16 protein-coding genes are annotated in these 14,229 nt (G+C 31.1%); 1 reads left to right on the forward strand and 15 read right to left on the reverse strand.

Annotation, left to right across the window (positions count from 1 at the left end; translation table 11 throughout):
* Positions 1–32 precede the first annotated feature (32 nt).
* The 15 genes from HN014_RS16545 to HN014_RS16615 all read right to left on the reverse strand — a co-directional run bounded on the left by HN014_RS16545 (position 33) and on the right by HN014_RS16615 (position 12,817).
* Positions 33–497 carry a hypothetical protein gene (locus HN014_RS16545; protein WP_176029960.1) on the reverse strand — a complete coding sequence of 155 codons (465 nt, stop codon included), beginning with the start codon at positions 495–497 and terminating at the stop codon, positions 33–35.
* Between the two features lie 105 nt (positions 498–602).
* A complete protein-coding gene (locus HN014_RS16550) occupies positions 603–1,193 on the reverse strand; it encodes a hypothetical protein (RefSeq protein WP_176029961.1) in 591 nt (196 codons plus the stop codon).
* A 48-nt stretch (positions 1,194–1,241) separates the two neighbouring features.
* Complete coding sequence (locus HN014_RS16555; protein ID WP_176029962.1) at positions 1,242–1,592, reverse strand: hypothetical protein; 351 nt, start codon at positions 1,590–1,592, stop codon at positions 1,242–1,244.
* Positions 1,593–1,780: 188 nt separating this feature from the next.
* Entirely contained in the window at positions 1,781–2,377 is a 597-nt protein-coding gene (locus tag HN014_RS16560; protein WP_176029963.1) for a hypothetical protein, read from the reverse strand.
* A gap of 55 nt (positions 2,378–2,432) precedes the next feature.
* Positions 2,433–2,987 (reverse strand): hypothetical protein, encoded by a 555-nt coding sequence (locus HN014_RS16565; protein ID WP_176029964.1) that lies wholly within the window; start codon positions 2,985–2,987, stop codon positions 2,433–2,435.
* A 48-nt stretch (positions 2,988–3,035) separates the two neighbouring features.
* The gene (locus HN014_RS16570; RefSeq protein WP_176029965.1) at positions 3,036–3,386 is read right to left on the reverse strand and encodes a hypothetical protein; all 351 of its coding nucleotides are present in this window, start codon (positions 3,384–3,386) and stop codon (positions 3,036–3,038) included.
* A 249-nt stretch (positions 3,387–3,635) separates the two neighbouring features.
* Positions 3,636–4,250, reverse strand: a complete 615-nt coding sequence (locus tag HN014_RS16575) for a hypothetical protein (RefSeq protein ID WP_176029966.1) — start codon at positions 4,248–4,250, stop codon at positions 3,636–3,638.
* 31 nt (positions 4,251–4,281) lie between these two features.
* The gene (locus HN014_RS16580; RefSeq protein WP_176029967.1) at positions 4,282–4,668 is read right to left on the reverse strand and encodes a hypothetical protein; all 387 of its coding nucleotides are present in this window, start codon (positions 4,666–4,668) and stop codon (positions 4,282–4,284) included.
* 299 nt (positions 4,669–4,967) lie between these two features.
* A complete protein-coding gene (locus HN014_RS16585) occupies positions 4,968–5,546 on the reverse strand; it encodes a hypothetical protein (protein ID WP_176029968.1) in 579 nt (192 codons plus the stop codon).
* A gap of 186 nt (positions 5,547–5,732) precedes the next feature.
* Positions 5,733–6,317 carry a hypothetical protein gene (locus tag HN014_RS16590; RefSeq protein ID WP_176029969.1) on the reverse strand — a complete coding sequence of 195 codons (585 nt, stop codon included), beginning with the start codon at positions 6,315–6,317 and terminating at the stop codon, positions 5,733–5,735.
* A gap of 3 nt (positions 6,318–6,320) precedes the next feature.
* Complete coding sequence (tssD, locus tag HN014_RS16595; protein ID WP_176029970.1) at positions 6,321–8,201, reverse strand: type VI secretion system tube protein TssD; 1,881 nt, start codon at positions 8,199–8,201, stop codon at positions 6,321–6,323.
* Positions 8,202–8,760: 559 nt separating this feature from the next.
* Positions 8,761–9,219: an SET domain-containing protein-lysine N-methyltransferase gene (locus HN014_RS16600; protein WP_176029971.1), complete on the reverse strand. Its 459-nt coding sequence runs from the start codon at positions 9,217–9,219 to the stop codon at positions 8,761–8,763.
* Between the two features lie 646 nt (positions 9,220–9,865).
* A complete protein-coding gene (locus HN014_RS16605) occupies positions 9,866–10,627 on the reverse strand; it encodes a phospholipase D-like domain-containing protein (RefSeq protein ID WP_176029972.1) in 762 nt (253 codons plus the stop codon).
* 182 nt (positions 10,628–10,809) lie between these two features.
* The gene (locus HN014_RS16610; RefSeq protein WP_176029973.1) at positions 10,810–11,721 is read right to left on the reverse strand and encodes a PLP-dependent cysteine synthase family protein; all 912 of its coding nucleotides are present in this window, start codon (positions 11,719–11,721) and stop codon (positions 10,810–10,812) included.
* A gap of 208 nt (positions 11,722–11,929) precedes the next feature.
* The gene (locus HN014_RS16615) at positions 11,930–12,817 is read right to left on the reverse strand and encodes a LysR family transcriptional regulator (protein ID WP_176029974.1); all 888 of its coding nucleotides are present in this window, start codon (positions 12,815–12,817) and stop codon (positions 11,930–11,932) included.
* Positions 12,818–12,979: 162 nt separating this feature from the next.
* Here HN014_RS16615 and HN014_RS16620 point away from each other — a divergent pair, with 162 nt between their 5' ends.
* Complete coding sequence (locus HN014_RS16620) at positions 12,980–13,855, forward strand: haloalkane dehalogenase (protein WP_176029975.1); 876 nt, start codon at positions 12,980–12,982, stop codon at positions 13,853–13,855.
* Positions 13,856–14,229: the final 374 nt, after the last annotated feature.

Consider the following 14,229-nt stretch of genomic DNA (forward strand, 5'->3'; position numbering starts at 1 on the left):
GTATTATACTACAATGCATCATTAAACCAAACTTAATAATAAGCTATAAAAAGTCCTTCTCCTCCCTTCTTTACATACTCAAAGGAATATATCTTATTTTGTTTAAGTAAAACATAAAATTCTATTTTGTTATCTACAGTCAAAAAGTAAATATTTTCTTTATCATCATTTTCTATAAATTTAACTAAATCAGTTCTTTTACTTTGAGAATAATTCTCAACCTCAAATTCGGATTTCGTATTTAACAAATAGTTTTTTTTAGATTTTATATGAACAATATGCTTCCTAAAAAGTTTCATTATACGATCCCTTATTTCGATAGCATTAGAGTCTTCAAAAAAGTATTGTTTATATAAATCATCAGAAGGAATATTCGATTTATAAACCGTATTAAAAAAAGAGGTTATCATTTCTTCATTAGATGTTTTTTTACTCTGACAATGCACTAGAGTAGAAGTGATAAAGAACAACACTAAACTTATCTTTAAGTTACACATAATTAGTAGCGCCTTTATTTTTGATGTGTTTTCCTGTCTTTCATATTTATTGTTATCGCATTAATAAGAATAACCTCATTATGTTTAATATTTTTTTAAAGCACATTATGAGATAGAAAATGTATCAGCTCCCTTTATCTTCCATGTATTATTAGTATTTTCCAAAAACACTAATGATCCATACCCGTTTAAAGGTCCCATACTAACACCTACTATTAAAACTGCCTTTGTATAATCTTGGTTAAAAGATATTCGAGAAAAATATAACGACTTATCGAAATTCTTTTCGATATAGCGTCGATCATTTTTCATTGCTACAGTATCAATAAAAGATAATTGATATGGTCTATCAATTTTTATTTTAGTCAAATCAATTGCTTTACTATCTTTTATATGTTTTAGCATACTTACCAATTTGTTAAACTCTTTGTCAAAATCATCATTATATACAAACTCTTCATCAGAGCTTTGAAGTTTAGGGTATAAAGCTATTTTTTGTTTCCGATTTTTTATTGAGTCAATCTGAATTTTGGTAAAAGGTTTTAACCCATAAATTTCTCTAGGTGGTATTGTTGGAGTTCCAAATTCATCTATTAATAGAGAAACTATTTGATAAGTGTTTTTTTCTAATAAATCAGTATTCCCAGATTGACATGAAGATATAAGGAACACTAATATTATAAATGCAGGTTTCATGGTTAGTTACGGTTTAATTGAGTATAAGTCAGTATTATTAGTTTGTAGTTAATCAAAGGAAATAGGCTCATTTTTCCATTTACAAAACATAGCTCGAGCACTCATTGATATAAATGGAATATTCTGTTTGTAAATATTATTCAGAATTTCTAAAGATATATCTTCATATATAGGTAGTAACATATTTGCAATCCATGATTTAACACCAGGATCATTATACATCAGTAAATCTTTCATTTCTTTTAAATCAAAGTTTTGAGTAATATACTCATCGATTTTAAAAGCTCTATTTATACTGTCTTCCTGAGTTTTATCATCATCCTCAAGTAGTGCTTTGTGTTGAATTAATATAGCTTCAACTAACTCTTTTTTTGCCTGATTAATATTTTCAAAATGCATTCTTGTTTTCCTCTGATAATTTCACGTATCTCTTTGTAATCAACTAATTATTAAGGTACTACATAGTTTCTAGACATAAACATGTACTCACCAAAAATTCAATAAAGGGGAGTATCTTTTAATGTAACACTCCCTTTTATTTAGATTACAATAGCTTGGTTGTTAGTTAACTTTCTTTGTTGTTTTAATCAAGAGATTTCGTACTCTTTCGAATAAACTATTTTCCAGACACCATCTTTTTTTTCTAAAAAAACGATAGCTGAACTACCGTTTAAATATCCTCTTGTAGTACCTATTGACAAAACAGCTTTAGTATAATTATCACTAAACGATATATTTGAAAAATAAATCAGAATATCATAATTCTTATTTATATGTCTCTTATCTGATTTTAACAAAAGAGTGTCAACAATATCCAATTTAAACGCTTTGGGAACTTCAATTTTGGATATATCAATTAACACCTCATCATTAAGTGTAGCTAATTTTTTTAAAAGATTATTAAACTCTTCCCCATAACTATCATCTTTAACAAATCTTTTTTTCTCCTGTTCTAACACTGGAAATAAAGCTACATCTTGACTTTGTTTCATAATAGAATCAATTTGGTTAGTTGTAAAAAATGGTTCTTGACCTTCTGGTGGTGGAGGTGGCTTAATAGGTCTACCTGCCTTATCGATAAGCAATGATATGATCTCATATGTATTCTTTTCTTTCTCTTTTTCATTAAATTGACAAGAATTTAAAAAAAATAGCCCCCCAATTATTAAAAATACATTTTTCATTATTAGTTACAGTTATTAGACTATTAAAAAAACTATCGTACTCTATCAATCTTTGTCAATAGATGTATAGCATTTCACTCTTCTCTATTTCCCAATTTCCTTTGATATTATTTAGTAGACATAAATAATATCCTCCATTTTTTATTGATATTGTCGTGAGGGCTTTTTTATAGTTTTTATCAAACGAAATTCTAGACAAATACAATTGTCTATCATACTTGTTATACTGTTCTTGTTTTGTTTTTGTAGTGTCTATAAATATTAAATTATATCCTTCTTTAACCTTTATTTTTTTTAGATCAAGATTAATATCTTCTCTAAAGGTATTAAATGTTTCTAATAGCTTTAGATAGGATTTTTCTTCTTTTTTATTTGATAGATTAAGCCTTTCCCTTGTAAACTTTAATACTTTATTTATTCCTATAGTAGGATTAGAATTAGTATCTAAATCCGCTTTTTTTTCTCCTTGGGGATGATCAAACTTCAAGGAAGTTCCAAATTCATCTATTAATAGAGAAACTATTTGATAAGTGTTTTTTTCTAATAAATCAGTATTCCCAGATTGACATGAAGATATAAGGAACACTAATATTATAAATGCAGGTTTCATGGTTAGTTAGGGTTTAATTGAGTATAAGTCAGTATTATTAGTTTGTAGTTAATCAAAGGAAATAGGCTCATTTTTCCATTTACAAAACATAGCTCGAGCACTCATTGATATAAATGGAATATTCTGTTTGTAAATATTATTCAGAATTTCTAAAGATATATCTTCATATATAGGTAGTAACATATTTGCAATCCATGATTTAACACCAGGATCATTATACATCAGTAAATCTTTCATTTCTTTTAAATCAAAGTTTTGAGTAATATACTCATCGATTTTAAAAGCTCTATTTATACTGTTTTCCTGAGTTTTATCATCATCCTCAAGTAGTGCTTTGTGTTGAATTAATATAGCTTCAACTAACTCTTTTTTTGCCTGATTAATATTTTCAAAATGCATAATAGATTATCTTTTATAATTCAAGTGGATATGGCTATATTCTTGTTTTTGTTGAAATATTTTATCATTGTTTTATTTTTCAGTATTATTTTTTCGAATAAAAGAAGTCCATGTTTTGAGGGGAGTATTACAAATAACACCCCCAAAAAATTAATTTTGGGGAATTATTATCTTGCCCTCTGGAACTTCATATACTTATTTTTTCATAAGTAATACTTTTATATTTCTTCTAATTTTGACGATAGAAATTTAATTATCTGGAAGAGGAGGCAATTTCTCAAATACTTCATGCCCTTCTTCATTTGACCCTAACGCTATTGATAAAAGAAACATCGTTTTAAAATATGGTTTCTCATAATCACTTTCGTCTAAGATGTCCAAATGTACTTTAGATATCGTCTTAAAATCAGCTTCATTTCGATACATCACTTTTTTTACAGCTTGCTCTAATCGATGTAATTTTGTATTCTTAAAATCAGATAGAGAAGAAAAATTCCCTTCTGTTATAACTTTTTTAAGAACACAATCTTTATCATAATTTGTCTTGAAATCAGCCTCCAACAATCTAATGAATAAAGCATTTGGTCGAGTAGCAGGAATATAGTTTATTCTATTCATTTCTTGCAAAAAAGCAATATATTCTTTTCCAGATTTATTTTTCAGGAAGTTGTTCTGCACTAAAAAAGCTTCATATGATTCTAATTCTTTTTTTAGATCAACTCCCCCTTTAGTAAATGCTTCGTAAACACATGACAGAGTTATGTCTTCTATGGTACGATCTTTATGTTGAGGATATAACCAATTCGAAAAAAGTATTGCGAATAAAAGAGACCTAAAACTAAGAGCCTTCCATTGGTTAATCATGTTGTTTTCTTTTAATGTTTTTTAATGATAATTATATAGCCTCATCATCTTTAACTTTTTTACTAAAACGATCTATCCACCCTCCTTTAATCATATGTTCAGCTTTTAGCATCTCGCTAATCTCTACAAGATCCACCATCTTTTTATCATCTTTGTAAAATATCTTATATTCTTCATTACATTCTTCGAAAATCCTAAATAAAGAAAATAATAAATTGCTTTGAGTACGATGAATTATTTTTTTTAAACCTTTTATCTGATTATCTGTAAGGTTTTTTACAAAATCCACTTCATCTGCTATTATAAAAGGTGGGTTTTCTTCCATCTTTAATTGATCTATATAGGCAATCCCAGGATCATAACATTCTGAGATTACTTTTTTTCCGTAATCGCTTAAAATTTCTTTATCAGGTTTCATTATAAAAATTAATGATTTTAATACTCTTCCGATAAATGAGTCATTTTCTTTTAATAAAAACACACTTATCGATACCCATATTTTTTTTCTCTATCTCCATTTGGCTTGTTCCATTCAATAAAGCTTATATCAGAAGGTTTAAATTCAATTGCAATACCCAATCCACTAATACATCGTCCCGGGTCAGGGAATGCTCCCCGACCAATAAGTACCAAGGGAGGATATAATAAAGCCTATTAAAAATGTAAGCAAGCTATCACTTAAAACATTTTTTAAAATCATGTTATTACATATCAAACTTACCATTTTATAGGTATAATTGTCCGCCCGCTTATTTTGTTACCCTCTAAATACCGTATAGATATACTATCCCCTTGTGTTAACTGTTTGAATAATTCTTCATATTTTTTTTTAAATTCTGAAACAGTGCCTATATGTAGTGTATCTTTATTTTCTTCATGCATTTTAGTTATATAAGATCTAAAATACTGTTGAGTAGATTTTGAAGAATCTACAAAATGCCTTGAGTAGTAAATAAAGCTACGCTTTTCTTTAGAAAGAATCGTTTTCTTTTTATTATTTCTTACCCTTTTTAGTTTACCGTTTTCATTCATTACATATAAACCTAAATTTAAGTCTCTATTATATGGAATATTGTTGTATTTGTAATCAATGGTTAAGAAATCTCTATCGATTGATGAATTATTAGATAAAACAATTGAATTAGGAAACTGTATTGTTATAATGCTCATTTTATCATCACTAGCAGTCCTAATAATTATCTCTTGATTAACTTCTTTTTGTGTAATATCGATTTTTTGATTTACACTTTTGCATTGTGTTAAAAACAAGAATAATAGCAGTAAAAAATTATTCATTGATAAAAATTGTTTCAATTATATAAATATCTTCTTTTCGATTATTGTTTCTTGTTGTTCGATATAAAATTTCAATATTTTCACGCCTAAACACATTCTCTGTATTGAATACATCAAACTCCTTAAAAGTATTAAACTCTCTTTTTCCACATCTAAACCTCTGAATATATTCCTATTATACTTGTTTTAAAACCAGGAATCAATGGGTGTTTTGACCTCAGACCATGTTCCTCCTTTTGATTCTTTTTCTAGAAAATTAATTATAATAGTATCGTTTTTAACTGTTTTTTGAATTAATTCATTGTGATTTTTAGAAAAGGATTTTAAAGAACCTACCAATAGAGAGTCTTTTTTGTTAATTAACATATCATCAAGATAAGCTCTTAATTTATTTTGTGTATTGGGTAGAGAATCTAATATATGAGAAGTGTAAGCTATGTAATCTCCTGAACTATTCTGTTTAATGGTTTTAGGTTGAAAACCTTGTTTAATAAGTTGATTACCTTTAACTAGATACAATACAAAACCTCTCTTACTTTGAATATCATTGTCATAATATTCATAAGAAGTAAACTTCTTGTTTATCAAAGATTTATTGTGTATTTTGAATTTAAAGGGAATATCAATTGTTATAATTTTTTTATACTTATGGTTAACCCACAGAACTACAGGAACATCTGTTTCTAGTTGTTTCACTTCTATTATATTCTTTACATTAGAACAGTTAATGAATAACATAAACACTAATGCATTTAAAAAAAGTCTGCTCATCTTTTAATTATTTAAATAAAAACTCTCTAAAATAGTAATTGTTTTATCAGAGTTAGAGTCATAAAACTCTTTATACAATATTGAGATATATTCGGGGTATTCAGATTTATTTCTATAATTGAGTACTTCTTCCATTTTTGTTAATTCTCCTTGTAACATTTTATTAGCTGCTTCAGTAGTAATTTTTGAAATCTTATACCCTGTTTTTTTTCCATAGGAAAACACCCAATTTTTAACTGCTTGTAACCCTTTTGCTTTGGCGATATCCAAATCATGTTGTAAGGAATTTTCTAATTCCTCATCCCATTCAGATTTTACCCCTTGTATAAGTACTCCTGCAATCTTTAGAGCAAATGTAAACTTAATAACTAACGGATGGTTTTTAGTAAGTCCGATTAAAAAATCTAGGTTTAAAGGTTCATCAAAGGGAGAAGCTTCACTAACCCCTGCTTTCATTACATCTAATGCCTGTGTTATCGTGTCCACACCATTAAGAGCATTTTTTAAAAAACCTAATACCTTTATATGGGTCGCCCCATTTTTGCTAAAATAATCATATTGATTGATTCCTTTAGTAGTTCTTACTCCTTCAGGAGAACGGTAGGTAAAGTCTTTTCTGCGCTCAACATCTTTTATCAGGTCTCCTTCATTAGTATAGGTGTCTGATATATAAGTTTTAGATTTGGGGTTCTGATATACTTTGCCAAAATTATCTACTAATTTTCCTTTTTTTAGCTCTCCTATGGCAAAGTTATGAGTAATGTTATCTACTTTAGCATTTACCACTTCGCCTATGGTTTCACTAACTTTATCTGTTACTTTCCCTTTTACATAATCGATACCAAAATTAAGAATTAGTAAATGATTACCATTATCACCTCGTCTAAACTCTGGTATATTAGCATCAATTAAACTAGGTTGTATATATAAGTCTCTAGTGTTATACCCCACTTTTAAGAAATCTCTTTGATTTCTGGGCATAGTTGCTGATATGCTAGCACCATCATTTTTAGTATAAGAAATATCCCAGTACAACTCTATTTTTTGATCAATAGAGGGTTCGTCATGATCATCTGTTATTACAGGCTCCCAACTATCATCTAGATCAACCTGTACCGTGGCAATACTTTTTCCCTCTACAGCTTCTACAATAGCATTTTTATATACAGGGTCATTGGGAAACTTAGAAGTATCATAGTTTAGGTTATCTACCCATAAAAAATGGTCATAATCAAATAGCTGTAACTGTAGTTCTCCCCCTGCGGGTATCTCAGCGGTTTCTACATGAAAGTACATACTTTGTCCTAATTCTAAAGCAATTTTTTTTCCGTCCTTTTCTTGTAGGTAGCGGTCTTTTCCTTCTCTGTCATACGACCACCAACCTGATACGATTCTGGGGTTTAAAACAGTTTCTTCCTCTCTTGGCGTCACTACCGCTTGATGTCTCTCCGGGTTCCATCTATTCTCATGGATCAGCTCATTAAGATGTAATTCTCCCGCACTGATTCTAAAATCGATATAGGCAGTCTGTGCAGATTCGGCATCAAATGCTAAGTGGTAGTGTAATCCATGTGCATTATAGAAATTAATAGTCGTTTCTACAGCACTCAAATCGTATTTATAGATGGTGATGGTTCCTTTCTTCATTAGAGAAGGTTGCAATACCCAATCCACTAATACATCGTCCCGGGTCATAGGAACCCGAATATCGATAATCCCCGCAGTAATATAGGGATTGGGGCGTCCTGTATGATCTGCTGTCTGTGAGAACTCATAATCACAGAGCAATAGCGGATATATCTTATTGTCTAGTACTAGTTCTGCTTTAAAGCCCATACTGTTGATGATTTGTGTTTCTATTGATAGCACAATATAACTAATCATGTAATACTGTATACAATAGTATCCATTTTTTTTGCAGTAGTTTCAGTAAATAGTGTATCGATGCCCAGTATATAAAGCGTATTCTAGTTATTGGAAATGATCCTGGTTAATAGCTACTTGTTAAGAAGAAGAAGCACGTAAGGGGATAAAAGCAGTGTTTTTATGTAAAAAAGAACACACACACACTTAAACAGGGGTGAACCCCCATCGCAACCCCTTATAGCCTGTCTTATAGAGGATCGATGGGTGCTGATACTCCTTAGAACTCCTTATAGCACACGTTCTAAGCATTCCCGAACTGCTTCGAAGAATGCTTTTAATCAATCGAAACATTCATTTAATGCTTGTCTATCCACAGTTTTGGGCATAAGCCCCTTAATGAACGCCCTTTTTTCTATTATTTTGGGCAAACAGCTATGAACAGCAAGGTTTAGAACCCGTCCCGGAAGCCTTCGAAATATTAATTTAATGCTTCGAAATACTTTTTGCCGGGCTAGACCCTATAGCCGGAGGGGGTCGCCCCCTTGTTTACTGTATACAGCTGTGGAGATCAGTAGTTTTAAGAAAGGTTCACTGCGTCTAATTCTAAAAGATAAGGGGCAGCCCAACGACTATATTCTTCTTTTTTATTAATTGGTAAATCTTTCCAACCCGTAATTTTTCCACGGCATTGTTCGGCTCCACATTTACATAAAGAAGGAAAGTACTGAACTGTATAATTTCTCATAGCGTAATCAAATGTAATCTCTTCTCCTTTTAGAATATCTCTCATGGCTACAATATTGTGAGCCCCAGTGGGATTAACCTTAATACCACAATTAGGGTTACAAGAATGATTTACCATACGGATTATCTCATTATGGAATACAAATCTATCTAAACCTATTTGTGAGGCATGTGAATGGTTAGCTGTTAGTTCTTTTTCTATTCTTCCAACTAGTACAGTTTCTTCTTTTTTATAAGAAATTTCAGCGAACACTCCATCTCCTTTTAAGGTTGTTTTTTTTACTTTATTCATTATTCTTAATTTGTAAAATGTTTCTTTTATTGGTTGATTAAGACAATTAGATATATGTATCAAAACATATAGAGTCTATATGTTTGATCAGGTAATAATAAAGAGAATAAACAAAAATACCTTACGGTTTTCCGTAAGGTGAAACCAATAAAAAAGGGGGAGGAACACTATGGTTTTATAGGTGTTACATCCGGCAACTAAATCAATAATAAAAAGAGAAAACAAACCTCCCATCGACATAGAAATTCATTCCACGTATAAAATTTCGGAACCCCTTTTGGATATTCGCAGAACTGCCCATTTTCTTTTCCGGGATAACCAGCACCTCCATATTTGGATACATTTGACTTAGGAATATAAGCAACCTCTATACTTCTATGAATTCATTCTTAATTAATAACAGGAACAAAAGAAACTCGTTCTATATGTATGTCACTGAATACCGGGAAATGAAATGAGAGTTGATTTGCTAATTGTCCCATTCTGAAATTTACTCGTTTTATAATCTTACGATCTAAAGACTGATAATTATGATCAAAGCGACTTAATACATTTCGTACTGCTCTCTTTAGTGTTTTTTACTGAATATGTTATTTTTATCAGTCTATACTAATTACTGCAGAGCCACCCGATTTACTTCTTATTTTTAATTAATAGGCTCAGGGTACAATTGTTTTCCCCAATACTGTATGTCTCTTTCTGGTATATCAGAATGATGCAAGAGTTGGTACAGCTCTTCTTTGATCTCTTTTATCACATTAGGATCAGTTGTTCGTATTCGGGTTTCATAGTTGTGTTTTGTTCCGCTTGCGGTAAAATTCAAGGAACCTAAATAGGCAATTTGATCGTCTATCAAATAAATTTTTCCATGAATAAATGTATCACTTAATGCTGTCGTATCGGGTGACATATACACCTTAAAGGGAAAAAGCTGTGAATACCAATAGGAGTAGATTCTTTGGTTTTTTATTTTGTTCTTATAAAGCTTTATGATCAGTACCATTATACCAATAGGAATGAGCGCCAGGGCAATTTTTATATCTCTAAAGAAATAGGCAATTCCAATGCATATTGCTAGAAGCCCCAAGGTGATGTAGGTTAGAATTTTTGAAATATCTTTCCATTTTTCACGTTTTTCGACTGCTTCTCTGTCTGTTTCTTTATTTTGGAGAATCAGCTGATGTATATTTCTTTCATAATCCCCATAAAAATCTTCAATAGTGTCGGTTGTAATCAGTTCTATATCTAAGTTTCGTTTTCTGAAACGGATTAACTCAGCGATTAAAAATGGCGAAAGAAAGGGGGAAACAATTTTTATAGATTTTTTAGCGTTCCGGATATCATTTAGGAGTTTTTTTCCAGCTCCTTTTCCGATATAAATATCACAATTAGCACCGTTGTAAAACATGCTGTTTTTTTTTATTGTTTTGATTGCCAATGATAAAGATAAAAAATAAAAGTACCTTACGGAATTCCGAAAGTGAATATCGATAAAAAGAGGTATGGAGTACTGTGGTATTGTTGGAGAATATAATATCCTGGGAACGTTTATAAAGGAGACCTTCCATGCAGAAATACTATGAATGGATATTATGTATACAGATCTCCGTTTAGATATTTTAAACCAGAATCACAAACGACGGTTACAATTGTTTTTCCCTTTCCGATTATTTTTGCTCTTTGCAAAGCTGCCCATACATTGGCTCCAGAGGTGATGCCTCCAAAAATCCCTTCGGTTCTGGCTAATATTCTGGCGGTTTTATAGGCGTCTTTATCTGTTACGGCAATAATCTCATCAGCTAAATCCATTCTACAAATTGCAGGAATAAATCCGGCGCCCATTCCTTCGAGTCGATGTGTACCAGAAGTATCCCCTCCGGATAAGGTTCTGACATTATAAGGTTCTATAGGAATACATCTAATACCAGGAATTTCTTTTTTTAGTATTTCTGCATTTCCCGAAAAACAACCTCCCGTTCCTACACCTGTTATAAACTCATGGATGTTTGTTCCTAAAACATCCATTATCTCATACGCCATTTTGTGATACGCATTTCGATTATCGATGTTCTTAAACTGGTCTGTATAGAAGGTGTTGGGCTGGGTTGCGAGTGCACTTACTTTTTTGATAGCTGTATCAATAACATTAGCTGTTATTTTTCCTTGTTCACTAGGAACCAGATCTAATGTCGCTCCAAAAGCCCGCATTGTTTGTAGTTTTTCCTCAGAAAAGGCGTCCGATGATACAAAATGTGCTTTGTATCCTTTTATAGCACAGATCATCGCCAAAGAGCTTCCGGTACTTCCTCCTGTATAATCAACAACGGTTCCGCCAGCCTTTAATTCCCCTCGTTTTTCGGCACCTTCAATCATCGATAATGCCATTCTGTCTTTCATGCTTCCTGTGGGATTTGCTCCTTCAAATTTGACATAAACAGTTGCACTATCTGTATCCGTTAGTTGTTGTAACCTGATAAGTGGGGTGTTTCCTATTCCTTCCATCTGAATTTTTTGAAATTGTGTACAAGATGATTAGATACTACAGATTGATTTTTATGATGTAGCGGGTATGGATAAAGATAAAAATAAAAAATAAACGCTATACGCTATCCCGTTTGATAGTTTGCAGGAAGAAAGCAAATAGTTTGTTTTGATAGATCCGGAGTTTGATGTATAGATATTAACTGTTTTTAACTTCTGAATCAGATTTTTATTGATTAAATTTTTTTTTGATCTGCTTGATAAATGAATTTTCTATTTCTGCTGCCTTATTGAGACTGGCAATAAACCAATTCCTTTGTCCTTGATTTGTTTTAAAAGGAATAATTTTTAGATAATTATTTTGTAAGAAAGGTTCGACAGCCCATTTTGCCATAATAGAAATGCCTAAGTTCGCACTGACCAATTGTATGATAGCTTCTGTTAGTTGTATTTTTTGAACAGACTTCACCAGACTAAGATCGTTTCTCAAAATATTGGTTAAAACATAATTTCTTTCTTCAGGGATATCGTATAGAATTAGATTTTGATTTGCTAAGTCAGATAGTACGAGATTCTCAAAATCCCTCAAATCACTCTCTTTTGAGATAATAACAACCATTTCATCCGTTATTAAAGGGGCAAAGTGTATAGAAGGGCTATTTGACCGATTACTTACAATAGCCATATCAATTTTACCCTCGAGAAGATATTGAAGAGGTTCTTTTGTAGCCTCAGTATTAATTTGAACATTTATATCCGGATTCTCTTTTCTGAATTCCTGAACAACTTTAGGTAACCAATGATAGCAAGTGTAACATTCCGTTGTCAAACGGATTTTTTTCTTTTTCCCTTTTTTTAATTCTTCTAGTTCGGAGTTGAGAAGATGAAACGAGACTAATAATTTTTCAGAAGTTTCATAGAGTATTTGTCCGGCTTCTGTAAGAATCAGTTTTTTGTTTAATCGGTTGAAAATTTTAAGACCTATTTCTTCTTCCAGTTTTTTTAATTGATGACTTAATGCTGGTTGAGAAAGGAAGAGTTTTTCCGCAGCTTTGGTTACAGAACCTTCTTTTACAATAACATTGACCAGTTTTAAATTTCGTAATGATATATCCAATATTCAATTTTTTTATTGATTTGATAAAATTAATTCATTTTTTTTATGATAACAAAAAAATACCTTTGTCTGTAGAGTTTTAAGTACAATAAACACGGATTAAACTTTAAGTAATAAAAGGGGCTTTTTCTTACTTAAATTAATATTTATAAGACAAACATTATGGAACAAAAAGCAGAGTCGACATCAGGTTATTATGAAATTTACGGGAGTAAGATACATGTGCTGGAATATGGGATAAAGGAGGGCAATCCTATTGTTTTTTTGCATGGAAACCCTTCTAATAGTTTTTTATGGAGAAATATTACGCCGTATGTAGAAGATACGGGGTATCGTATTATTGTTCCTGACCTTATAGGTATGGGGAAATCGGATAAACCAGCGATTGATTACACTTTTATGGAACATTATGCATATGTAGAAAAGCTAATAAAACAAATGGAGCTTAAAAATATTATTCTGGTACTGCATGATTGGGGTTCAGCGTTGGGGTTTCACTATTATACGAATTATAAAGACAATGTAAGAGCAATCGTATTTATGGAAGGGATACTACAAGATATAAGTACTTTTTTTGATAAAGATACGCAGGCTTTTTTCAAAAAACTGAGAGGAGAAAATGGCTATAAAATGATTGCAGAAGATAATATTTTCTTAAATGAAGTTTTACCTACTTGGGTTGTTAGAGAATTGACCCAGGAAGAACTGAGAGCGTATAAAGCTCCTTTTGAAACAGTAGAAAGCAGAAAACCTATTTGGAAATTCGTTTCTCAAGTACCGTTTGAAGGAAAACCAGAGTTAACAGCTGCTGTTGTAAAAAACTATAGAGAGCAATTACAAAAAGCTAATATTCCAAAATTATTTTTTTATGCAGAACCTGGAGCATTTATGCCAGTGCAGGTACGCAATTGGATTATTGAAAACATTCCAAATACGGAAGTCGTAAATATTGGTTCAGGAACACACTTTATTCAAGAGGATAACCCAGAATTAATAGGAGAAAAAATTAGAGAATTTGTTCTAAAACTTAAGGGATAATATCATATGTTTAGTAGTGTAAATGGTATAATGTTCGGGCTCAAATGTTTTTGAATATTTTTATATTATTTTATAAATGGTAGTCAGATAATGGCTACTATTTTTTTATCTGATATGGATGTTTGTTTTGATTAGTCAATGATACCGATCAAAAAGAAAAGAGGGAGGAAGCTATTATTTCTCAAAGTCAGAAAAAAATCAGATAAAGATCCTGATTCCTGAAATGTATACTGGCGGGTCTAATCGATTGTATAGCAGTGTTTTTTGCGAGGTGTATAAAAACAAACAGATGGTGTTCTGATCAGGGGAGGAGTACCCTTGTTACTAAAAATAGAATTATTGCGGATCAATGCGTACTTTTACCTTTGAAAATT

Source organism: Aquimarina sp. TRL1, assembly GCF_013365535.1.
GTDB lineage: Bacteria > Bacteroidota > Bacteroidia > Flavobacteriales > Flavobacteriaceae > Aquimarina > Aquimarina hainanensis.